The organism is Dyella sp. S184, assembly GCF_009766065.1.
GTDB lineage: Bacteria > Pseudomonadota > Gammaproteobacteria > Xanthomonadales > Rhodanobacteraceae > Rhodanobacter.
The window spans coordinates 137053-159519 of record NZ_LMUE01000002.1 but is presented as its reverse complement, the minus strand read 5'-3'; the positions used below and the strand labels follow the sequence as shown (position 1 = coordinate 159519).

General features: G+C 61.0%; 19 protein-coding genes and 1 pseudogene. 12 read left to right on the top strand and 8 right to left on the bottom strand.

Annotated features, from left to right (window positions below; all coding sequences use genetic code 11):
• Positions 1-187 precede the first annotated feature (187 nt).
• Together GSQ75_RS00685 and GSQ75_RS00680 are read left to right on the top strand one after the other, a co-directional pair.
• The gene (locus GSQ75_RS00685) at positions 188-1708 is read left to right on the top strand and encodes a hypothetical protein (protein WP_158752630.1); all 1521 of its coding nucleotides are present in this window, start codon (positions 188-190) and stop codon (positions 1706-1708) included.
• Positions 1709-1805: 97 nt separating this feature from the next.
• Positions 1806-2510, top strand: coding sequence for a class I SAM-dependent methyltransferase (locus tag GSQ75_RS00680; protein WP_158752629.1), 705 nt, complete (start codon positions 1806-1808; stop codon positions 2508-2510).
• 66 nt (positions 2511-2576) lie between these two features.
• On the opposite strand, the gene GSQ75_RS00675 is transcribed toward GSQ75_RS00680, so the two are convergent.
• The 5 genes from GSQ75_RS00675 to GSQ75_RS00655 form a co-directional block, all read right to left on the bottom strand.
• Positions 2577-2951, bottom strand: coding sequence for a GtrA family protein (locus GSQ75_RS00675; protein ID WP_256369770.1), 375 nt, complete (start codon positions 2949-2951; stop codon positions 2577-2579).
• Between the two features lie 63 nt (positions 2952-3014).
• Entirely contained in the window at positions 3015-4025 is a 1011-nt protein-coding gene (locus GSQ75_RS00670) for a glycosyltransferase family 2 protein (RefSeq protein ID WP_158752627.1), read from the bottom strand.
• Between the two features lie 42 nt (positions 4026-4067).
• Positions 4068-4763 carry an NAD-dependent dehydratase gene (locus GSQ75_RS00665; protein ID WP_158752626.1) on the bottom strand — a complete coding sequence of 232 codons (696 nt, stop codon included), beginning with the start codon at positions 4761-4763 and terminating at the stop codon, positions 4068-4070.
• A 238-nt stretch (positions 4764-5001) separates the two neighbouring features.
• On the bottom strand, positions 5002-5943 hold the full coding sequence (locus tag GSQ75_RS00660) for an FAD-binding protein (RefSeq protein WP_158752625.1): 942 nt from the start codon (positions 5941-5943) through the stop codon (positions 5002-5004).
• Between the two features lie 38 nt (positions 5944-5981).
• Positions 5982-6728 (bottom strand): electron transfer flavoprotein subunit beta/FixA family protein, encoded by a 747-nt coding sequence (locus GSQ75_RS00655; RefSeq protein ID WP_158752624.1) that lies wholly within the window; start codon positions 6726-6728, stop codon positions 5982-5984.
• A gap of 300 nt (positions 6729-7028) precedes the next feature.
• Here GSQ75_RS00655 and GSQ75_RS00650 point away from each other — a divergent pair, with 300 nt between their 5' ends.
• Together GSQ75_RS00650 and GSQ75_RS00645 are read left to right on the top strand one after the other, a co-directional pair.
• On the top strand, positions 7029-8015 hold the full coding sequence (locus GSQ75_RS00650) for a glycosyltransferase family 2 protein (protein WP_158752623.1): 987 nt from the start codon (positions 7029-7031) through the stop codon (positions 8013-8015).
• Entirely contained in the window at positions 8008-8952 is a 945-nt protein-coding gene (locus GSQ75_RS00645; RefSeq protein ID WP_158752622.1) for a glycosyltransferase family 2 protein, read from the top strand. Before GSQ75_RS00650 ends, GSQ75_RS00645 begins: the two co-directional genes overlap by 8 nt.
• Before the next feature lie 15 nt (positions 8953-8967).
• On the opposite strand, the gene GSQ75_RS00640 is transcribed toward GSQ75_RS00645, so the two are convergent.
• Positions 8968-10569, bottom strand: a complete 1602-nt coding sequence (locus GSQ75_RS00640) for an electron transfer flavoprotein-ubiquinone oxidoreductase (protein ID WP_158752621.1) — start codon at positions 10567-10569, stop codon at positions 8968-8970.
• Between the two features lie 170 nt (positions 10570-10739).
• Here GSQ75_RS00640 and GSQ75_RS00635 point away from each other — a divergent pair, with 170 nt between their 5' ends.
• From GSQ75_RS00635 to GSQ75_RS00615, 5 genes and pseudogenes are all read left to right on the top strand, one after another.
• The gene (locus tag GSQ75_RS00635) at positions 10740-12137 is read left to right on the top strand and encodes an amidase (RefSeq protein ID WP_158752620.1); all 1398 of its coding nucleotides are present in this window, start codon (positions 10740-10742) and stop codon (positions 12135-12137) included.
• A gap of 91 nt (positions 12138-12228) precedes the next feature.
• Entirely contained in the window at positions 12229-13329 is a 1101-nt protein-coding gene (gene gcvT / locus GSQ75_RS00630; protein ID WP_158752619.1) for a glycine cleavage system aminomethyltransferase GcvT, read from the top strand.
• Between the two features lie 94 nt (positions 13330-13423).
• A complete protein-coding gene (gene gcvH / locus GSQ75_RS00625; protein WP_158752618.1) occupies positions 13424-13819 on the top strand; it encodes a glycine cleavage system protein GcvH in 396 nt (131 codons plus the stop codon).
• Positions 13820-14529: 710 nt separating this feature from the next.
• A pseudogene (gene metJ, locus GSQ75_RS19310) lies at positions 14530-14793 on the top strand (met regulon transcriptional regulator MetJ); the annotation flags it as partial.
• Positions 14794-15430: 637 nt separating this feature from the next.
• Positions 15431-16456: an energy transducer TonB gene (locus tag GSQ75_RS00615; protein ID WP_158752616.1), complete on the top strand. Its 1026-nt coding sequence runs from the start codon at positions 15431-15433 to the stop codon at positions 16454-16456.
• A 98-nt stretch (positions 16457-16554) separates the two neighbouring features.
• Here GSQ75_RS00615 and GSQ75_RS00610 read toward each other — a convergent pair whose 3' ends face one another.
• Positions 16555-17856, bottom strand: coding sequence for a serine hydrolase domain-containing protein (locus tag GSQ75_RS00610; RefSeq protein ID WP_158753840.1), 1302 nt, complete (start codon positions 17854-17856; stop codon positions 16555-16557).
• Between the two features lie 55 nt (positions 17857-17911).
• Here GSQ75_RS00610 and GSQ75_RS00605 point away from each other — a divergent pair, with 55 nt between their 5' ends.
• The 3 genes from GSQ75_RS00605 to GSQ75_RS00595 all read left to right on the top strand — a co-directional run bounded on the left by GSQ75_RS00605 (position 17912) and on the right by GSQ75_RS00595 (position 21937).
• Positions 17912-18499 carry a LemA family protein gene (locus GSQ75_RS00605; RefSeq protein WP_158752615.1) on the top strand — a complete coding sequence of 196 codons (588 nt, stop codon included), beginning with the start codon at positions 17912-17914 and terminating at the stop codon, positions 18497-18499.
• A gap of 50 nt (positions 18500-18549) precedes the next feature.
• Complete coding sequence (locus tag GSQ75_RS00600) at positions 18550-20475, top strand: M48 family metallopeptidase (protein ID WP_158752614.1); 1926 nt, start codon at positions 18550-18552, stop codon at positions 20473-20475.
• 196 nt (positions 20476-20671) lie between these two features.
• The gene (locus GSQ75_RS00595) at positions 20672-21937 is read left to right on the top strand and encodes an MFS transporter (protein WP_158753839.1); all 1266 of its coding nucleotides are present in this window, start codon (positions 20672-20674) and stop codon (positions 21935-21937) included.
• Between the two features lie 55 nt (positions 21938-21992).
• On the opposite strand, the gene GSQ75_RS00590 is transcribed toward GSQ75_RS00595, so the two are convergent.
• Positions 21993-22421 (bottom strand): CBS domain-containing protein, encoded by a 429-nt coding sequence (locus GSQ75_RS00590; RefSeq protein ID WP_158752613.1) that lies wholly within the window; start codon positions 22419-22421, stop codon positions 21993-21995.
• Positions 22422-22467 lie beyond the last annotated feature (46 nt).

Sequence of the window (22467 nt, the reverse complement as noted above, 5' to 3'; positions counted from 1 at the left end):
CCTCTTTACGCTCCGTTTCTTCAATTCACGGCAAGGCTTGTGCTATTCAGGTTTGGGGTGGCGTCGAAGTCTCTGAAGGCACTTAGAGTGGCTACAATAATGCATTGACTTGTATGTCAGTGATCGATCGGTCGACAACTCCAAGGTGATGAACTCAGTGGCGTTAATACAACAAAACGATCGTCGCTTGGCGACGTTGTCGTCAGCACAGTACGTCGCCCGGGCGCTGGCGTGGCTGGTGGCCGCTGTGACTATGCTCAATGCCCTCTATTTTGTACTGCGGGTTTCCTCCCCGGTGATTCAAGCGGACGCCTGGTACTTTCTTGACGTATTCCTGCGCAAGGCGATCAACGGTGGCCTCAGTTTGGGCGACTTTTTCATCAAGCGTGTGGGTGCCGATCACGCGCAGCCGTTGTTCAAGCTAGAGATGCTTCTGGAATGGCGTTATTTCGATCTTGATTTCGTGGTCGGGGCTGTCATAGGCGTGATCGCAGCCGCGGCTTGTGCTGTCATTTTCTATCGGATCAGCGTCGCGGAGCGACATCAGGATCGTGGTGATATCGCCCGTTGCCTCGCCTGGGCCAGTATTTGTGCGGTGCTCTTTTCGCTGAATGGAACAGGGGCAACCTGGACGTGGCCGTTGGTTGCCCTCGAAAACGTCACCACCCTGATCATTCTCGTGTTTATGTTGGTGGTATGGCATGCCCATCGAAGTAAGCGCTATTTGGCGCTGGCGATGGCTACCTTGTTGCTGGGTATCACGTGTGACGATAGCGCCTTGGTTGCTGTAATAGCCGTGGTATTTGCCTTGCTGCTGGCGCAGCTCTGCGATCCGGCACAGCGACACCCGTCCACGTGGAAGATACTTGCCGTGATTGGCGTGTGCATGGTGTTCGTGCGGATTGGATATGCCTATGCCCCGATTTTTGGTGGGCAGCGGTCAACGCCGATTTCATCCAATTGGGGGCCATTGCTTGATCGTTTTCGGGAGAATGGATGGTGGAAGTGGATAGTGTTGCCACTGGTAATCCCGGTGTCCTACCAAATCCCGCTTCGGTTCACTCAAGCAGAAATCTGGATGGTTCTTCAGATAATCATCGCTACGCTTCTGCTTGTTGCACACTTCTTGTTTTGGCGGAAGGCGTTCCGCAGCAAATACAATCTGGCAATCTTCGTTGCCATAAGTCTGATGGTAGTTTCGTACGGATGGGTGGCCGGTATTATCCTTGGACGCGTCGCCACTTTTGGCAACGATTATGTGAATCAGCCGCGCTACATATTGCTGTATGCAGGACACTTGATTGCACTGTTGCTCATGTGGGCCGAGCCTCCACAAGCGACGCTCCAACCCTCGAAATGGCGATACGTGATGGGCATATGGGTGCCGGCGTCGGCGTGTCTGATTCTGCTGCTGGTGCAAATACCCCTGTCAATCGATGCCTGGCACAAACAGCCTTACCAGTGGGCTTACGATGCTTTGATGGCCAGGCAGATCGACCAAATTGTCAGAGATCCTTCCCAAGTAACCGATTGCCTTCCAGAAGAACATAGTATCTGCAACTTGGCGCCAGGCAAACGTCTACAATTGATTCAATTGTTGAGTGTGAACCGTCTCAACATTTTCTCGCCGCAAGTGCAGCGACGACATCATTACCTGCCGCCGTTGTCTCCAATACCTGCCGAATCGATGAACACGCAAGCACAGTGAATTGAGATGCAGGTGCGCTGCGGGTTGACTTGAGGCTTCTTGTACTGATCGGCGCTACTTGTTTCATCGACAAACCATAAGATATGCGGAAACCGGCATGAGCAATTCGGAAAAACCTGAGTTTGATCGTTACGCGGACAAATACACCGAGCTGCATCAGGCCAGCATTGTTGCAAGCGGAGAAGAGCCCTCTTTTTTCTCGGCCTACAAGGCAAAGTACATGGCTGCCCGGGTTCTTCCGAATCCTTCGGGGCAACCGCTATCGATCCTGGATTTCGGTTGCGGCATAGGAAACTCCATACCGCATCTGCGCCAGGCTTTTCCAGAGGCCGAGCTGTTTGGCGCGGATCCTTCAGGTGAAAGTATCAAGCTTGCGCAGGAAACCCTGTCCCGCGAAGCGTCGTTCCAGGTCGTCCCGGAATCGGGGTTACCCTATGCGAGCGATAGCTTCGATGCCGTGCTTGTTGCATGTGTTTTTCACCACATCCCACCCGACGTCAGGTTGTACTGGATGGGCGAGCTTCGGCGTGTCATGAAGCCTGGTGCGCAGATTTTCGTGTTCGAACACAATGTACTGAATCCGCTGACGGTAAAAGCCGTCAACGAATGTCCATTTGATGAAGACGCAATTCTCCTGCCCAGAGCTGAACTGCTAAAACTCGCTCGCGATACCGGATTCGGTGACATCCGCGTGCGTTATGTGGTGTTTTTCCCTCACGCGTTGGCCGCATTGCGTCCGCTGGAATCCTTCATGGGGTGGCTCCCACTCGGCGCCCAATACGTTCTTCAAGCCTCGTCTTGAGGCTGGCCTGCACCCTGCAACGAAAGAACTTCGACGGCACGCGTCGGGCCACCTCCACTACGGCGATCACTGCGCTCGCACGATGATTCGCGAGAGAAGGAAAGTCATTGGTATCGTGAGCACACTCACCAGCAATGGCGCCAGCCATGCCGAGACATGCACTACGCCAATCAGCACTTTCAGCATGAGCAGGCCCAGCAGGAACTGTGCGAGATAAACCAGCGGGTAATACAACGCGGAGCGTGCCCGAAGTGGTTGGCGGAACACGAACATCGCATTGAACACGTAGGACACGGCGATGCTGACGATATAGGCGATGGCGTACGCTATCTCGTAGCGCAACCAGTGAAATAGCAACAGGTACACACTGTAGCCCACGACAGTGTTAAGTACCCCTCCTATCAGGAAGCGAAAAACCTCTCCAGTCCAGGCCGGAGCCATCGAGCCAAGCCGCGAGCCCGCTCCTATTATTCTGGATAGTCGAAGTCGCATCTCAAGTTACTGTCATGGTGGGCTGAGGGAGGTCGTCGTGCCGGCCACTTGTCCTCCGACCTGGTTTTCAACCAGATAAACCGGTCGACGAAAGGTGGCGCCCATCAATCTCCCGATGTATTCGCCAACCACGCCAAGAATCAGCAGCTGGATGCCGCAGGCGCACAACACCACGGACATGAGCGATGCATAACCCGGATCGGTAATGCTTCCGGTCAACCTTCCACAGACTACGTAGATAAGATAGAAGAAGCTGACAGCCGCCAGCGCGGCACCACCGTAGGTGGCAAGGCGCAGCGGCAAATGGGAGAACGTGATGAAGATATTGGCCGCGTGAGATAAAAGCTTGCGCAAGGTATAGGTGCTTTTTCCGTGTTGCCGCTGCCCGTGCGGCACCCGCACTGTACGGGCCGATGACGTCATCCATGACAACATCCCATCGATGTAGGGACGGTTCAAGCCGAAGCGATCGAGCTGCTTGGCCAGTGGTGAATGGATCGCGCGAAAGGAGCAATAGTCTTCATTGAGGTCAGGAAATGCACGCTTGAGCATGCGCCGCATCAATTCGGAGCTCAAATTGCGATATGCGGCGTGAGTACGCTTTTCGAAGATGCCATAAACCAGTGGATGATTGTCGTCACCGGCTGCGAGCATGGACGGGATCGCTTCCGGTGGGTGCTCCAGGTCATCATCCATGGTGACAATCCATTTACCGCGCGCGTTGGCAATTCCGCAGATGGTTGCCGCGTGCTGACCAAAATTCCTTCCCAGACGCAGTCCCACGACGTCCGTGTGACCCCCGGCAATCGAACCAATGACCCCCCATGCATCCGCTTGGCCTCGGTCATCGACCAAGATCACCTCATGGCTGAGCCCTGCCGATTGCATGGTTGCGGCTACTCGACTGCAGAGCTCTGGAAGAGCAGAGCTGCCGCCGTAAACCGGAACAACAATCGTGACATCCACGAGATAATCAGCAGCAGTATTTGGCATATGGCTCTCACTCATGTTGGTGCTGTGCATTCGACGCCTAAAAGCCGCGAGAAATCGTCGCCGACTTGAGAGCTATCGCTTTGGCGCGTAGTACTTCCTGATGACACGTTCGATGTAGCCAGCACCGAGGTCGATGCCCAAATGAGCGCCGATTTCAGCCGCCTTTTTGGTATCGATTTTCAGTGGGTCACCTTTTTCCACGATGGAATAATTGGCGGTTTTCCCATGCACGCGCTCGAATATTTTCACGATTTCGGTCATGAGCATGGATTTCCGGGCTGCAATGGAGACCACGGAGGCACTGCGATCATCCATTTCCGTGATCAGGATTGTTCCGATAGCCACTAGGTCGTCGATGTCGATCAAATTGCGTTCGGCATGCGCCCATACGGTGAAGTGTTCACCAGATACGATCCTGTCATGGATAAAGTTGCTCAGCGTATTTGGATTTCCCATTGCCCCCACCACTTGAGGCAAACGGAGAACCAAGCCACCAGCGGATGAGAGCACCAGCGATTCCATCAGTTTCTTGTGCTTCATGTAGGGCGTTAGCTCACCCTCTTCAACGGTGACGCCGCAGCTACCGAAATATACAAGCCGCTTCGTTGCATCAGCTTGCAACTGGCGCAAAAGTGAATGCTCCCGTGCAAACTCGCTGCCGCGCGTCTCGAGAGAATTGGACACACCGGAGGCGAATATGATCGTTTCGGGATCTTTGCCGAAATGTGGTTCGAAGGCACGGGCCAAAAGTCCCTTTCCAATGATCACGGCCAATTTCCAGCGAAGGTACGGAGCACCATGGCGACTATTACAGGGCGACCCCGACTTGATGATTTTGCGTCGTTGAATCTATTGCCAAAAATCATGACCAGCGTTTTATCCATGTGGCGAATCGATTTGGTCGGCGCACCGTTTGAGTGTATGGAAACAGCCTGGCACGCGCCTGGCGTCGCGCAAGCTTCATGGTTGAAGTCGGAACCACGAGGAAGCATCCGGTATTTGCCGGTCAGAGTGCCTGTTCCAACTCTGGTATCAGCTTGAACAGGTCGCCTACCAGGCCGAGATCGGCAATCTCGAAGATCGGTGCTTCGCCGTCCTTGTTGATCGCGACGATGGTGCCGGCGTCCTTGATGCCGGTGAGGTGCTGGATCGCGCCGGAGATGCCGATCGCCATGTACAGCTCCGGGGCGATGATCTTGCCGGTCTGGCCGACCTGCATCTCGCTGGGCACGTAACCAGCGTCGACCGCGGCGCGCGAGGCACCCACGGCGGCACCGATCCGGTCGGCGAATTTATAGATGATGTCGAAGTTTTCCTTCGAGCCGACGCCGCGACCGCCGGAGACGACCTTGCTCGCGCTCTGCAGGTCCGGGCGATCGCTGCTGCCCTGCTTGAGTTCGACGAAGCGGGTATGCGTGGGCAGTGCCGCGTCGATGGTCAGTGCTTCGATCGGCGCGCTATCGGCGCCATTGCCCGCGGCGGCCCACGAGGCGGAGCGGATCGTGGCGACCACGGGGTGATTGGCGTCAGCCTCGACGGTGATGATCGCGTTGCCGGCGTAGATCGGGCGCTTGAAGGTGTGTGCGGCTTCCACGCTCATCACGTCGCTGACCTGGGCCACGCCGAGCAGGGCGGCGACACGCGGGGCGACGTCCTTGCCGAACGTGGTGGACGGCACGAACAGGTGGCTGTAGCCGGCGGCGGCCTTTGCGATCTGCGGTGCGAGCACGGCGGCCAGTGGATGCGCGTTTTCGGGCCTGGCGACGGTGAGTACGCGGCTCACGCCGTCGATCTTCGCTGCTTCGGCGGCGATCGCGTCGGGAGCGTCGGACAGGACCAGCACGTCGATGGCTTCGGCTTTGACGGCAGCGGCCGCGCTCACGGCGCGCGCAGTGGAAGAGTTGAGTTTGCCGCCCAGATGTTCGGCGATGACCAGAATCTTGCTCATGTGAAATCTCCAGGATTTCTGATTAATGTCAGGGCTGCTTAGAGCAGGCCTTTCTGCTTCAGCGCTGCGACCAGTTCGGCGGCATCCTTCACCATCACGCCCTTGCTGCGCTTGGCCGGTGCTGCGTAGTGCGTGGTCTTGAGATGATCGTGCGCCTCGACGCCGAGCGAGCCGAATTCGATCGTATCGATCGGTTTGGCCTTGGCCTTCATGATGTCTGGCAGCTTGATGAAGCGTGGCTCGTTGAGGCGGAGGTCGGTGGTGATCACCGCCGGCAGTTCCGCCTCGATCACCTCCAGGCCGGCGTCGACTTCACGGGTCACCTTGGCCTTGCCGTCGGCGATCTCGACTTGGCTGGCAAACGTGGCCTGCGGGCGATCCCACAGCGCGGCCAGCATCTGGCCGGTTTGGTTGGCGTCATCGTCGATGGCCTGCTTGCCGAGGATCACCAGGCCGGGCTGTTCCTTCTCGATCAGCTTGAGGAACACGCGCGCCGCGGTCAGCGGCTGCACGGCTTCCGCGGTAACGACGTGGATCGCGCGGTTGGCGCCCATCGCCAGACCGTTACGCAGGTGCGCGGTGAGATCGGCCGGACCGATAGCGACCACGATGACTTCCGTGGCGACGCCTTTCTCGCGCAGACGCAGCGCCTCTTCCAGCGCGATATCGTCGAACGGGTTGGCGGACAGCTTGACGCCATCGGTGACCACGCCTGTGCCGTCGGGTTTGACCTGGATGCGCACGTTGTAATCCACCACGCGCTTGTAGCCGACCAGAATTTTCATCAGGGATTCCTTCTACGGGCGCCCGTGGGGCGCATGCGGGAATGAAACAATGGACTATTCTAACCCGAGCCGGCGTCACGGCTCGGGGATGGCCCGGATTCTTTGCCGGGGATGCAGTAGCGGGCTGGCGCGGCGGTCATTTCGGTATGATGCGCAGTCATCTGGCATGGAGTGGGGCATGAGGGTTCACTCCATGAACCGGATCACGGCAGTCGCCGGCAGCGGTCGGCATGTTTCGATATCGGGGGCGTCCCCGCAATGGCCGGGTTTTGGCATTGTCAGCCGCGGCAACGAGCGACCATGACGCAATCCCGTCTTTCCATCGTGATCTGCACCTTCAATGGGGCCGCCTACCTGCAGCCACAGCTGGACAGCCTGTTGGCGCAGACCCGCCTGCCCGACGAGATCGTGATCGGCGATGACGGCTCGACCGACGCCACGCTGGACATTCTTCAGGTGTTTGCCGAGCAGGCGCTGCGCGCCGGCATCGAGGTGCGACTTCGACGCAACCCGGTCAATCTTGGCTACGTCGGGAATTTTTCCGCGGGGCTGCGCCAGGCTAGCGGAGAGGTGTTGTTCCTGTGTGACCAGGACGATGTGTGGCGCCCCGACAAGCTGGCCAGGATCGAGGCTCGCTTCAACGATGATCCGCAGTTGCTGTTGCTGCATAGTGACGCGCGGCTGGTGGATGCCGCCGGCGAGTCCCTGCAGTGTTCGCTGTTCGATGCGTTGCAGATGACGCCACAGGAGAAGCAGGCTATCCATGCGGGCCGCGCATTCGAGGTGGTTCTGCGTCGCAGTTTTGTCACTGGGGCCACGGCTGCGCTGCGGCGTGACCTGGTCGAACTGGCGTTGCCGGTGGCGCCGGACTGGATTCACGACGAATGGCTGGCTGCAGTTGCGGCGGCGGCTGGCCGGATCGATTTCATCGACGAACCGCTGATCGATTACCGCCAGCATGGCGCCAATCAGATCGGCATGCGCCGGCGCACATTGGCGATGAAGTGGCAGGATCTGCTGCTTCCGCGTAGCAGTCTTCTGGCTGACGAGGCGGGGCGGTTGCAGCATCTGGAGGATTTTTTCATGCAGGCGGAGTTCCTCGGTGGCGCTGACCGCGCTGCACAGATCCGGCACAAACGCACCCATTTCGAGCGACGTGTGGCGATCGGCCGGTTGCCACGCTGGCGGCGTTTGCTGCCGATCCTGCATGAGGCTCGCGAGGGTTGTTATCGGCGGTACGGTACAGGTGGGCGGTCGATGCTGCGGGATCTGCTGCGGCATGACTGAGTTTCCCCCAACCGATGTCTGCGCGGTGATCGTGAGTTATCACCCTGAGCCGGCCGCGATCCTGGGTCTGGCCGACGGGATGGCGCGGCAGGTCGGTGCCGTGGTGCTCGTCGACAACGCCAGCGGTGGCGACTGGCAGCTCGTGCTGGCTGAGACATTGTCGGCCCGAGGCGGGGCGCTGCTGGGCCAGCCGCACAACCTTGGCTTGGCCGCCGCACAGAACATCGGGATCGAGTGGGCGCGAGCAAATGGGTACCGCTATGTACTGCTGCTGGATCAGGACAGCGAACCGGGCGAAGGCATGGTGGCGTCACTCCTCCAGGCACTGCAAACGCTTGTGCTTACGAACCGGATGGCCGCAGTGGGGCCGCGTTTCCATGACGTGCGTGAAGATCGTGATGCGCCGTTCGTGCGCGTCGGCTTTCCGTTGAATCGCAAGCTCTGGTGCGCGACCGACACGCAGCACATCGCCTGCGATTTCCTGATCAGCTCGGGCGCACTGATTCCGCTGGCCGTGCTCGATCAGGTTGGCCCGATGGACGCGGGGTTGTTCATCGACAACGTCGATCTGGAATGGGGTTTCCGGGCACGGGCACAGGGCTACGCACTGTACGGGGTGTGCGCGGCGACGATGCATCACCGGCTGGGCGATGCCCGTCGTGCGCTGCCTTTGGGTGGACAGGTCGTAGTGCATGGGTCACTGCGGCTGTATTACATGATGCGCAACCGGGTCTTGCTGTACCGGATGCCGCACACGCCGCCGGTGTGGATTGCCCAGGACCTGCCGCGCGTGCTGGCCAAGCTGCTCCTGTTTGGCGTGCTGATCGGGCCGCGGCCGCGCAACCTGCGCTGCATGCTGCGTGGCCTGTGGGATGGCCTGCGTGGCCGCCGCGGTGCATGCCCGGCCGAGCTGTTGCCGAAACGCGAGCCCGGATGAGCGGGCATCGAATACCTACAGGTTCTGGTAATTCGGACCCGATCCGCCTTCCGGTGTGACCCAGGTGATGATTTCGTAGGGATCCTTGATGTCGCAGGTCTTGCAGTGCACGCAGTTGGCGGCATTGATCTGCAGCCGCTTCCCAGCCTCGTCGTCGACGATTTCGTAGACATTAGCCGGGCAGAAGCGGGTGCACGGATTGCCGTATTCCTCGGCACACTTAGTCACGCATATCGAGGTGTCGGCCACGTGCAGGTGGATCGGCTGATCCTCATCGTGTTCGGTGGCGGCGAAGTAGACGCCGGCGAGGCGATCGCGTGGAGCAAGCGTGCGCTGCACGTAGTCGCGCTTCGGCTCTTCCTGCGCACCGAGCTTGTGCAGCGATGACCAGTCGGCCTTGTTCTTCAGTGTCCACGGTGAGGCACCGCCGGTGACGGTTTCCCATGCGGCATTGAGCATGCCAAACCACAGGCCCTTCTTGAACGCGGGCTTGATGTTGCGGACTTTCTTCAACTCCGCCATCACGTCAGAACCGCGCAGCTTCGCGTCGAAGCCCGCAGATGTCAGCTCGTTCGCGACCAGATGTTCGGCAGCAAGCATGCCGCTTTTGATCGCCTGATGCGTACCCTTTACCTTTGGCACGTTGAGCAGGCCGGCGGTATCGCCGATCAGCAACGCACCGGGCATTTCCACTTTGGGCAGCGACTGATAGCCGCCGGTGACGATGGCGCGTGCGCCGGCGGAAAGGATCGTGCCGCCGTCCAGCAACGACTTCATCATCGGGTGGTTCTTCCACTGCTGGAAGGCCTCCCACGGCTGGTAGTTCGGATCGCTGTAGTCGAGCCCGCTGACATAGCCGAGCGCCACGCGATCCTTGTCAAGGTGATACAGGAAGCTGCCGCCATAGGTGTGGCTGTCCGCCGGCCAGCCGAAGCTGTGCACGATCTTGCCCGGCGTCACGCGCCCAACTGGCAGCTGCCACAGTTCCTTGATGCCGATCGAGTAACCCTGCGGATCGCTGTCCTGGTCCAGCTTGAAGCGTTTGATCAGCTGCTTGGTCAGGCTGCCGCGCGCGCCTTCGGCGAGGACGGTGACCTTGGCCTTGATGTCGATGCCTTCGGTATAGCCGGGCTTGTGCGTGCCGTCCTTCGCCACGCCCATGTCACCGATGCGCACACCGGCGACCGAGCCATCCTCGTTATATATGGTGTCGGCGGCGGCAAAGCCGGGGAATACGTCCACCCCCAGTGCTTCGGCCTGCGGCGCCAGCCACGCGCACATCGCGCCGAGCGAGACAATGAAATTGCCGTGATTCTTCATCCCTGGCGGTACGGGTAGCTTGCGGCCGCTGTCTTTGCTGAGCAGCCAGAATTCGTCCTCGCCGGCCGGTACGCAGATCGGCGGCGGGTTGTCGCGCCAGCCCGGCAGCAGTGAATCCAGCGGCTGCGGTTCGATCACCGCGCCGGACAGGATCTGTGCGCCGATGGTCGAGGCCTTCTCGATCACGCACACGCTGACCTCGGGCTTCAGCTGCTTGAGGCGGATCGCGAACGACAGGCCGGCCGGGCCGGCGCCGACGACGACAACGTCGTATTCCATGGTTTCGCGTTCGCTCATGGCGGACTCCGTGGTGCTGTGGGCAGATGCAGGTGTGCGCCGTGCGTGGCGGTATGGTTCAGGCCGCCATTGTCCGGTTTCGCGTGTCATGCGGCAACGCGTGCTGCGCCACCGCTTGCAATAGTTTTACCTGAGGCGGTGATAATCGCCGGAACTTGCAAGGAGCTTCCATGAATTCGATGCCGCCGATCGCCGATCTCGACCTGCGTCGCGCCTCGCTGTGCCAGCTGCTGCACTGGCTGGCGGTGGGGCGGGTGCAGCCGCAGGCGCTGGCTGACGTCTATCAGCACGCGATCGAACGGCTCAATCCTGAACTCAATGCTTATGTGGACCAGCGCTCTGGCTTGCTACAGGAGCAGGCGCATATGGCCGATCGCCGCCGCCGTGACGGCGTGATCGGACGGCTCGACGGGATCCCGCTGGCGTTGAAGGATAATTTCGACATGGCCGGTTGGCCGACCCGTGCCGGCCTGCCGGGTCGCGAGCGCCCGGTGCAGGACGACGCGCATGTGGTGGCGCGGCTGCGTGCCTCCGGCGCGGTGCTGGTCGGCAAGACCAATATGGACGAGGGTGCGCTGGGCGCGTCGACCGACAACCCGCACTTTGGCGCCACTCACAATCCGCATCGGCACGGCTACAGCGCCGGTGGCTCTTCCGGCGGTGCGGCGGCAGCGGTGGCAGCGGGTCTGGCAGTGGCGGCGGTCGGTTCGGACAGTCTCGGCTCGATCCGCATTCCGGCCAGTTATTGCGGTGTCTATGCATTGAAGCCTACGCATGGCGAGATCTCCGCGCGTGGCCTGGTGCCGGCAGCGCGACGACTCGATGCCGTCGGTCTGCTGGCGCGCAGCGCGGACGACCTCACCGTGTTGCTGCAGGTGCTGGCTGGCTACGACGCCGACGACGCGCGTTCGCGTCGGCGCCGGGTAGCGTTTGCGTTGCCGGACTGGGAGCCGGGCAATCTGCGCACCGGCCTGTTGCCGGATCTGGCGGTAATCGGTGTGCAGCCGGAAGTGATCGAGGTGTTCGAGGCGGCGCTGGCCAAGTTGCCGCATGCGTTGGGCGATCGGCGTACGGTGGATTTTGCCGACTGGGATTTTGCGCGTACCCGGCGCGCCGGCCTGCTGTTGATGGAGGCCGAGATGCTTGGCACTTTCGCCGCCGATCTGGCCAACACCGAACGCCCAGTGTCTGCACGCTTCCGCCAGTTGCTGGGTTTTGCGGCGAGCAAGACGGCCGCCGACTACGCCGTGGCCGATCAGGTACTCGATGCGGCCACCCTGAAGATGCGCCGGCTGTTCGCCCAGGTCGACGTGCTGGTGTTGCCGACCACACCACAGGGTGCGTTTGCTCTGGATGGTCCGGCGCCCGATTCGCAGGCCGACCTGACCAGCTTCGCCAGCCTGGCCGGCTGTCCGGCGGTCAGTCTGCCGATGGGCACGCTACCGAATGGCTTGCCGATCGGCCTGCAGCTGGTGGGTGCACGTGGCTCCGATCTGCGCCTGCTCGAACTGGCATCGGTATGTGCCGCGACGCTGGATGTCGAGCCGACCTATCCGGTGCTTGCCTGATCGGAGGGTATACCTCGCGCGGCCGGTATCGCTTGGATTGCCTCGGGCCGGCGGCGATAATGCACGTCTTTCCCCGCAAGGCAGTCCCGCGATGACCGAGAAGACCGTACTCAATGCCACCCATCGCGCGCTCGGCGCGCGCATGGTGGACTTCGGCGGCTGGGACATGCCGATCAATTACGGCTCGCAGATCGAGGAACATCATGCGGTGCGCCGCGGTGCCGGCATGTTCGACGTCTCGCACATGACGGTGATCGACCTGCACGGTGCACGCACGCGCGACTTCCTGCGCCACCTGCTGGCCAACAGCATCGACAAGCTGAAGGTGATCGGCAAGGCGTTGTACTCCTGCATGTTGAACGAGCAGGGCGGCGTGATCGATGACCTGATTGTGTACTACCTGGGCGAGGAACATTTTCGGCTGGTGGTCAACGCCGGTACCCGCGCCAAGGATCTGGCCTGGATCGAACAGCAGGCTGCCGCGTTCGGCGTGCAGGTCAAGGAGCGCCCGGAATTCGCGATGATCGCGGTGCAGGGTCCGCATGCGCGCGCGAAGGTGCTGGGCCTGCTGCATGAGGTCGATCGCCCACGCATCGAGAAGCTTGGCAAGTTCGCCGCCGCCGCGGCGCAGGGGCCGCACGGGATGCCACTGTTCGTGGCACGCACCGGTTATACCGGTGAGGACGGGTTCGAGATCATCGTGCCGGCCGAACACGCCATCGCGCTGTGGGAAGCACTGGCTGCCGCCGGCGTCGCGCCGGCTGGCCTCGGCGCGCGCGACACGTTGCGGCTGGAGGCGGGCATGAATCTGTACGGCCAGGATATGGACGAGACCGTTTCTCCCTGGGAGGCGAACCTGGGCTGGACCATCGCGCTGGACGAAGGCCGTGCGTTCATCGGCCGTGCCGCACTGGAACAGCAGAAGGCTGCCGGGGTGCCACGCGTGATGGTTGGGCTGGTGCTGGACGACAAGGGCGTGCTGCGGCATGGCCAGAAGGTGCTCACCGCGAACGGCGATGGCGAGATCCTCTCCGGCAGCTTTGCACCAACCCTCGACAAGGCGGTGGCGTTCGCACGCATTCCGGCGGGCACGACTGGTGACATGCGGGTCGACATCCGTGGCCGCGAAGTGCCGGTGCGGCTGGTCAAGTACCCGTTCGTGCGCGACGGCAAGCCCTGCGAAGGGATCTGAACGCCCCGACCGGCAGTGGCACGTTTTCTACACGGTGAATGTGGCTAGAATCGCCGCTTGCACCCTTACCTGAACACAACGACTGGACCCGATCATGAGCGAGATTCCTGGCGATCTGAAATTCCTGAAGTCCCACGAGTGGGCCCGTGCCGAAGACGACGGCCTGGTTCGCGTGGGTATTTCCGACCATGCACAAGGCCAGCTCGGAGACTTGGTCTATGTCGAGCTGCCGGAAATCGGCTCGGCCGTGAAAGCGGGCACCGGCGCCGCCGTGGTGGAGTCGGTGAAGGCCGCCTCGGACATCTACGCGCCGATTTCCGGCGAAGTGGTCGAGGTCAACGAGCTGCTCAACGACAAGCCGGAAACCATCAACGAAGATGCCTACGGCGCCGGCTGGATATTCCTGGTGCGTCCGAGTGATCGCGCGGAGCTCGACGAGTTGCTCGACGCAAACGAATACGAAGAGCTGGTCGAGAGCGACGACCACTAAGCCTTCAGCTACTGCCCAGCAACATCACCGGCCGCTCACTGCGGCCGGTGTCGTTTTTGGGGTGCGCATCGTCATTCATGCAGCTGGCAGTCGCTTTGATTCGATGCGTATTCCGAAGTCGCCTGCGTCGCGATCAGGGTCGATCGATTTTGCGTGTGATGACAGTCGTCACACGTGACAGCACTGATGTTTTCACGCAGCACTCGCGTCGTCATTGAGGCATCCGCGAAGAAAATATTCGCGTCATTTTTCCTTCGAACGAGATGCCCTGGTCCTGGAAGTCTTCTTCGCCAGCGTACCGATATGCAGCCTTCCTCTCCGGCGAACGGCAGTTTTCGCCGGTCCCCGGACATGCAAATAAATCGGTCCCAGTCGCCTGCCGTTCATCTGGCGAATGCGGTTTTTAAGGTGTGTTAATTGTCTCGATCGAACAGCATGCATCGCGAGAATATTTTCGTGTGGATATATATCGAATCTATCGAAATCGTTGGTACACAAGGGTTTGCGAGCATTGATGGTTTTTATACAGATTTACATTTAGACGTATAGACATCTATATAAAATATGCATCAACCGCCCGAAAGCGTTGCTGTGACGGGGTTCGGGATGGTCCGGGGGTGGATGGGTCTGGTCGATTCCATGATTGAAATCAATTGACAGTTGAAATCTTCAGGGATAGCTTTCGCAGCAGATCACTTGGAACGCGCGTTATGGCAACAGCAAAATTCATCAAGCCTTACGTCGAGCACGGTGAAAAGGCCAATGCAGTTCGCAAGATCACCGTCTCGATTCCGCTGCATGTTTTGCGGCGGCTTTCCGATTTGCGCACCCACCGTCAAGTGAACAATCTTCGGCACGCCACCAACAGCGATTTGTTGGTTGAGGCGTTCCTGCACGCTTTTACTGGGCAACCACTGCCAACTGATGAGGAGCTGAGACGAACTATGGCCACTGCCAAGAAATCCGCTGCAAAGAAACCGGCCGCCAAGAAGGCCGCCAAGAAATCCACCGTGAAGAAGGTTGCCGCCAAGAAGCCGGCCGCCAAGAAAGCTGCCGTGAAGAAGGTTGCCAAGAAGCCGGCAGCCAAGAAAGCTGCCAAGAAGCCGGCGGCTGCCAAGAAAGCTGCTGTGAAGAAGGTTGCCAAGAAGCCGGCAGCCAAGAAAGCTGCTGCCAAGAAGCCGGCGGCCGCCAAGGTGGTGAAAGCCACCAAGACCTCCAAAGCGAAGAAGTAAGCAACAAGCAAGACGCAATACCCAACAAGAAAAGTAATCGACTTCTCTCCCCGCGGTGCCCAGCGCGGGGAGAGTCCTTCGAGAAGCCTTCGTCCCGGCCTGGCCGGGACGCTTCGTTTCCGGGGTCACAAAATCCTGTCGCCAGCATGGCGTGCCACTCCAGGGCCGGCTTTGTTGATCGTCCGCGCCGGTTTCAGTCCGGCGTGCCCTGTCGAGGCCTGTGGCAATTTCCAGCGCTTTGCCGTGAAATGACGCACGATTTGCCGTGCTGCGTCATTGGGGTTACCTTTTGCACATCCGCGCCGCGGTGAGTCCGGGGGACTCATCGCTCCTACAGGGGGAAAAAGCGCGGGTATCTATCGACACTCAGTGAGAGACCATGGATACCCGATACATACTTGATACGCGCCGGCATGCGCGCGGGGCCATCAGGCCCTTGGTCATTGCCATCATTGCCGTCATCGCGCTGCTTGCCGTGGGTGCCTGGTTCCTGATCATCAAGCCGCATCAGGATCTGGTCATGGCGGACGCGGGTGGTCATCCGTCCACACCGGTGTCTGCTTCAACGCGAGCGGCGCCGCCGCCACCGGCGAACGTCGCAGCGATGGACGTCAACCAGCTGCTGGCCGAAGCGCGCACAGCGATGAACGAGCAGCGCTACCTGGCACCGGCCGGCAACAATGCCTTCGAGTTCTATCTGCGGGTGCTGGAGAAGGATCCCGGCAACAAGGTGGCCTCCGACGCGTTGCGCGAGACGTTCCCGTTCGCAGCGCCCTCGGCCGAGCAGGCGATCAACTCGCGTGACTTCAACGAAGCGCAGCGCCAGATCGATCTTCTGGCCAAGGCTGACCCGACCAATTTCACCTTGACCATCCTGCGCTCCAAGCTGGATGCCCAGCGCAAGACGCTGGACAAGCAGCAGCAGGATGCGCTTGATCAGCAGAAGGCGCAGCAGCTGGCAGCGCAGAAGGTGGCGACGGAGAAGCAGGCGGCGGATCAACTGGCCGAGCAGCAGAAGGCCCAGCTGACCGAACAGCAAAAGGTGAAACAGTCGCACACCGCCGAGCAGCCGAAGCCTGTGGCCCAGCCCGCAGCGACTGAAGCGACAGCCAATGCAGGTGCTGCCACCGGTGGCGAGACCAGCGATGCGGTACTCCTGAAGAGCGCTGCCCCGACTTACCCATCGACAGCGCTGCGCTCGCAGCAGAGTGGCTGGGTGGTGGTGGCGTACTCGGTCGGGACGGACGGCCGAACCGCCGACGTGCATGTGGTCGATGCACAGCCCAAGCACGTGTTTGATCGTGCAGCTATAGAAGCTGTAAACCGTTACCTTTACAAACCGGCGATGAAGGATGGCGTTGCAGTGTCCACCACGCGGCAGCTGAAGGTCGAGTTCAATCTCTGATCCGAGAGCCAAATAACAATGGCTAAAAAGAAACGGCGCATTTATGCGCCGTTTCTTTTCACGGGATCGCTGATGATGTCGCGCCCGATTAAAGCGCTTCAGTTCTGGTTATCTGTCTGACGGCGTGTTTTGCCCTTGCGCTTCTTCTTCGGGGCAACCGTGCGAGGCGGGGCATCGCTTTCGATGCCGGCCCAGTCCACATGGGGCAGGCCAAGCATGCCGTCGAACACCATCGGCATCAGTCCACTCGGGGTCGGGCCCGTCGAGTTCCACAAGGTGACCACGCCGACGTGGTACTTCGGGAAGAAGCCGATCATGGTGCGGTAGCCGGCCACGGCGCCCGCGTGAAAGATCAGGGTTTCGCCGCCGTATTCATACACCCGCCAGCCCAGCGCATAGTGCGCGTCGGTCAGCCTTGCCCGGCGCCATGGTGTGGCGTGCAGTTCGCTGGGCGTGGTGATGCCCGGTGCATGCAGCACATCCAGCAGTGAAGTTGGCAGCACGTCCGGGCGTCCGCCCATCTGCGCGATCAGCCATTTTTCCATGTCGTGCAGGCTGGCGTTGACGCCGGCTGCCGGGGCCACCCGGTAATAGGTCTCGCTCGGCTCGAATGGCACCCAGCCATGACTGGACGCCGAATGCGGACGTGCCCAGCTTTGGCTCGACTCGAGTGCTGCGCGGCCGTAGCTCGCGGTGGTCATGCCCAGCGGATAGAAAATCCGCTTGTCGACCAGGCGGTAGAAGAAGTCGCCGGTACGGGCGAGAACCACGTCGCCGATCATGCCGAATGCGACATTCTGGTAGCCATAACACTGGCCGACGCCACAGACCAGGTCGACCTCGTCCAGCTTGCGCACCAGTTCCTCGTAGGGAATGTCGCCTTCGAGCATGTTGTCGTAGGTGTTGGGTGGCAGGCCCAGGCGTTGCCCCAGGATGTCGCTCACCGTGGCTTCCGAAGCGGACTGCATGTCCTTGAGCTTGAAGTACGGCAGCACATCGACCAGCTTGGTGTCCCAGCTGAGTTTTCCATCATCCACCAGCAGGCCGGTGATCGCAGTGGCAAAGGCCTTGGACAGCGAGGCGAGTCGGAACACGGTGTCCGGGGTGACAGCTTCTCCGGACGCTGCATCGGCGTAACCGACGGTGCGTTCGAAGACCACCTTGTTGTCGATCACCACGGCCGTCGCCAGGCCGGCAACGGCATTGCGCTCGGCCAACCGGTCCAGCCAGTGCTGATAGTCGGCTAGGGTGCTCTGGACGCGCGCCGGTGGCAGTAGCTGCGTCGCATCGTGAACGTTGACTGCTGCCTGGGGCGTTGCGTCGACGACGCTCGCCCAGACCGGCGTGCAAGTCAGCCCCAGCGCACCCGCGATCAGAAGGAAAAACTTGTGACACTGCATGGTAATCTGGCGTGATTCCGGCGTGGGGATGCGCCGCAGGGTGGAGAATGTACCGATGGGGCTGATCATTGTTCTGATTGTTGTCATTTTGATTGTCTTGTACTTCGTGTCGATCTACAACGGACTGGTCACTTCGCGGAATGGTTACAAGAACGCTTTCGCACAGATCGATGTGCAGCTGACCCGCCGGCATGACCTGATTCCCAACCTGGTGGAAACCGCCAAGGGTTACCTCGCGCATGAACGCGGCACCCTCGAGGAAGTCATACAGGCCCGCAACGCGGCAGTCAGCGGCCTGGCAGGTGCCAAGGCCAACCCCGGCGATCCGGGCGCCATGCAGCAGCTTGCCGGCAGCGAAAATGCTTTGACCCAGAGTCTGGGGCGTTTGTTCGCGCTCAGCGAGGCCTATCCGGATCTGAAGGCCAACCAGACCATGATGCAGCTCTCCGAGGAACTGACCTCGACCGAGAACCGGGTCGCGTTCGCACGACAGGCCTATAACGACTCCGTGCTGACCTACAACAACAGTCGCGAAGTGTTTCCGGCGTCGTTCGTGGCGAACAGCTATGGCTTCGCCGCCGCGGAGCCGTTGAAGGTCGAGGATCCGGCCGTACGCGACGTGCCGAAGGTTTCCTTCAGCTGATCACCCGCATCATCACGATGTAGGTTGTGCGGTCTCCAGGGGGAGATTCGATGGATTTTTTTGCCCAACAGGCGCACGTGCGCCGCAGTACCCGGTTTCTGGTGCTGTTGTTCGTGCTGGCGGTGCTCTTTATCGTCGCAGCGACTGATGTGCTCGTGGTGATGACATGGTTCATCTGGGGGCATCAACATCATTTGGGTCCGTCGGTCTGGGTCATCAGCAGCATCGTGGTCGTGGGCTTCATCGCGCTGTGCTCGATGTACCGCATCCAGAGCCTGTCAGATGGAGGCAGGTCGGTGGCCGAAAGCGTCGGTGCCGTGCCGGTATCCCCGGATACCAGCGATCCGCAGCTGCGCCAGTTGCGCAACGTGATCGAGGAAGTGGCGATTGCCTCCGGCCTGCCGGTGCCGGATATCTACCTGATGCAAGACGAGCGTGGCATCAATGCATTCGCTGCGGGGTATTCACCGTCCGACGCAGCGATATGCGTGACCCAGGGCTGCATCGACCAGCTGAATCGTGACGAGCTGCAGGGGGTGATCGCGCACGAATTCAGCCACGTGCTGAATGGCGACATGCGGCTCAATATCCGTCTGATGGGCTTGCTGTTTGGCATCATGGTGCTGGCGATCATCGGCCGCCAGATGATGTGGGTCGGTGGTAGTCGCAGTGGCCGCCTGAGCGGCGGTGACGGCAGGCAGGGGCTGATCGCACTGGCGCTGCTCGGGATCGGTTACACCGGCTTCTTCTTCGGGCGGCTGATCCAGGCGGGCGTGGCGCGTTCACGCGAATCGCTGGCCGATGCTTCGGCAGTACAGTTCACCCGCCAGACCGCAGGCATTGCTGGTGCGCTGAAAAAAATCGCGGTTCTCGACGATGGCTCCGCACTGCAGGTGGGCAACCGGCACGAAGTGGCGCACATGCTGTTCGGCGAGGCCGATGACCTGTACGACCCGTGGTATGCCACCCATCCGCCGGTGCGTGAGCGCATCCTGATATTGGAGCCCGGTTTCCAGAATGAGGAACTGGTGCAGTTGGCGGAGTCCCTGAGAAACGTGCCAGCAGCTCGCGAGGCCGTGAGTACCGACACCCGCGTCGCGCCGATGCCGGCCACGTCCGGAGCAGCTCTGCTTCAGCCAGCCAGCGCGATCGGCACACCGGCCGCATCAGTGCAGCCGAGTCAGGCCGCTGCGGGGAGTTTCGAGCATGCGGCTGCCTTGCAGCAGAGCATCCCGGCCACGCTGACGAGCGCGGCGCAGCAGCCGGAGTCCGCCTTGCCGCTGGTGCTCGCGCTGGCCATGTCGGCACATGATGATCTGCAGGCACCACAACGGCGAATCATTGCCAATGCGTTCGGCGACGATCTGCAATACGCCGTGACGGCCCTTGCCGGCCAAGTGGAGGCGCTGTCGCCCGTCGTGCGTATGCCGCTGGTCGCACTTTCCTTTCCAGCACTCAAGCAGCTGTCGGAAGGGCGTCAACAGACCCTGTTGGGCACACTCGAACAGCTGGTCGGCTTGGACAGCAAGGTCGACCTGGACGAGTACTGTCTTGCCCGCTTGCTGCGCGTGCAGTTGCTGGAGGCGATGCGGCCACGTCGGGCACCGGTGGACGGTCAGAAGAAGTTGCCCGCCTGCCGCGACAGCGTCATGTTGGTCTGCGGCGTGGTTGCCGCGTACGGCAGCGCTGATGATGCCGCCGCAAGGCGCGCATGGCTGCTGGCGATGGATCAGGCTTTTCCAGGCGTGGCGCCCACCTGGCAAACGTTATCGCTGGATTGGCAGCAGCCATTTGAGCGAGCGCTGGATGATCTCGATGGCTTGATGCCTGCCGCAAAAGAGATCGTGATACTTAGCCTGCTCAGTGCGATCCGGGCCGATGGCGTGATCAACGCCGCAGAAATCGAGTTGCTGCGGGTGATCTGCGCCAGCCTGCACTGCCCGCTGCCGCCGCAGTTCGGCATTCAGGATAACTAGAACTAAAGCGTGGCCAAGGATCAGTGCGCCGGATCGTTCGGCGGCATGATGGCCAGCGCGTGGGAGTCATAGCTGTTCGGGGAATTCCCGACTTGGGGGGATGCATCGCGTACGCATGCTAGTCTTGCCGCGCCCCACGCCGGACGTGCCCGTGAGTTTGCCCCGCCAGACTGTTGTGGAACAAGCCGCCGCGCCGATGCAGTCCGCGTTGGCGTTCTTTTTCGTGATGGCCTCGTACTACATCGTGCGGCCAGTCAGGGATCAACTGAGCGGTGCGGTCGGCTCGGAGTATTTGCCGTTGTTCTACGGTGCGGTCTTCGCAGTGATGTTGCTGCTGACGCCGGTATTCGGCCTGCTTGTGGCGCGTTTCCCACGCAAGCGGCTGCTCGGCTGGAGCTACAGCTTCTTCATCCTGTGCCTGCTCGCGTTCGTGCCGGCGTTTGTGGAGCAGGATCGCATCGGCGCTCGCTCGCTCGGTGTGGTGTTTTTTGTCTGGGTCAGCGTGTTCAATCTGTTCGTGGTGTCGCTGTTCTGGAGTTTCATGGCGGACATCTTCTCGAGCAGCGAGGCCCGGCGGGTATTTTCGTTGATCGCACTGGGTGGCATGGCCGGGGCGATCTTCGGTCCGCTGGTGACCAAGTTGCTGGTGCAGCTGATCGGCGTGGCACCGCTGTTGCTGGTTTCGGCGTCGTCGCTGTCGCTGTCGCTGGTCCTGCTCCTGCGGCTCTCCGCGCAGCATGACCGGCGACCGGACAGCCGTGGCGACGAAGCGATTGGTGGTTCGCTGTGGGCGGGCGTCAAGGAGTTGTGGTCGCGCCCGTTCCTGCGCTACATGGCACTGCTGATGTTGTTCGGCGATGGCATCGGCACGCTGGCGTATGCCTTGGTGGCCGATTACGCCAAGGCGCATTTCGCCAGCACGGTCGCGCGCACTTCGTTCTACAACGACCTGGATCTCGCTACCAACCTGCTCGGCGCAGCGCTGCAGCTGAGCGTGACGCCGTGGTTGCTGGTGCGTCGCGGCGCCGGCTGGGGGCTGGTCGTGCCATCGCTGGTGAATCTGGCCTTGCTGGCCATGGTGGCGTTGATCGGCGGTGGCAACGTCCTGTTCTTCGGCTACAGCGTGCCGCTGCTGCTGGCGGTGATGCTGGTGATTACACGCGGCTTCGCCTATGGCATGACCAAACCTGCGGTGGATGCGCTGTATACGCGGGTGCCGCGCGAGACGCGTTACAAGGGCAAGAATTTCGTTGAGACCGCGGTGTGGCGCTTCGGCGATGTGGTGGTGACCAGCGCGGTCAGCGGCCTGCGCATGCTGGGTTGGGGCATTGGCGGACTGGCCTTGCTGGGGGCTGGCGTGGCAGCGTTGGCCACCGTGGTGGCCCGCCGTGCCGGATGGTCGCCCGACCTGGCGCCGGACGAACATACACGGGTCGGTGAAGATGGCGCATCGTCAGCCTGAACCGCTCGACACCACTTCCCGACGGCCTAAGGAAGGCTGCTTGCGAGGCCCCAGCTCAGCTCGTGATGTAACGCTGCAGATGTTCGATCTGTTCGGCCTGTGCATCGATCACCGCCTTGACCAGATCGCCGATCGAAATGACCCCGATGACTTTGTCACCTTGCACCACCGGAAGGTGACGTATGCGGCTGTCGGTACACAGGCGCATGCAGTCGAATACATCGGTATCCGGGCCGACGGTGAGCGGTTCACTGCTCATGATGTCGGACACTGCGGTCTGTGCCGAAGATCGGCCTTGCAGGATCACCTTGCGCGCGTAATCGCGCTCCGATAACACCCCCACCAGCTTCTCGCCACGCATCACCAGCAACGCGCCGACGCGGTGCTCAGCCATATGCTTGATCGCTTCGAGTACCGGGGCATCCGGCGTGATGCTGAAGATCTTGCTGCCCTTGCTTTCCAGCAGATGCTTGACCTGGCTCATGCTTGGGTCTCCCACGGGCCACGGACGGGCCTTATGCGGCGAGTTT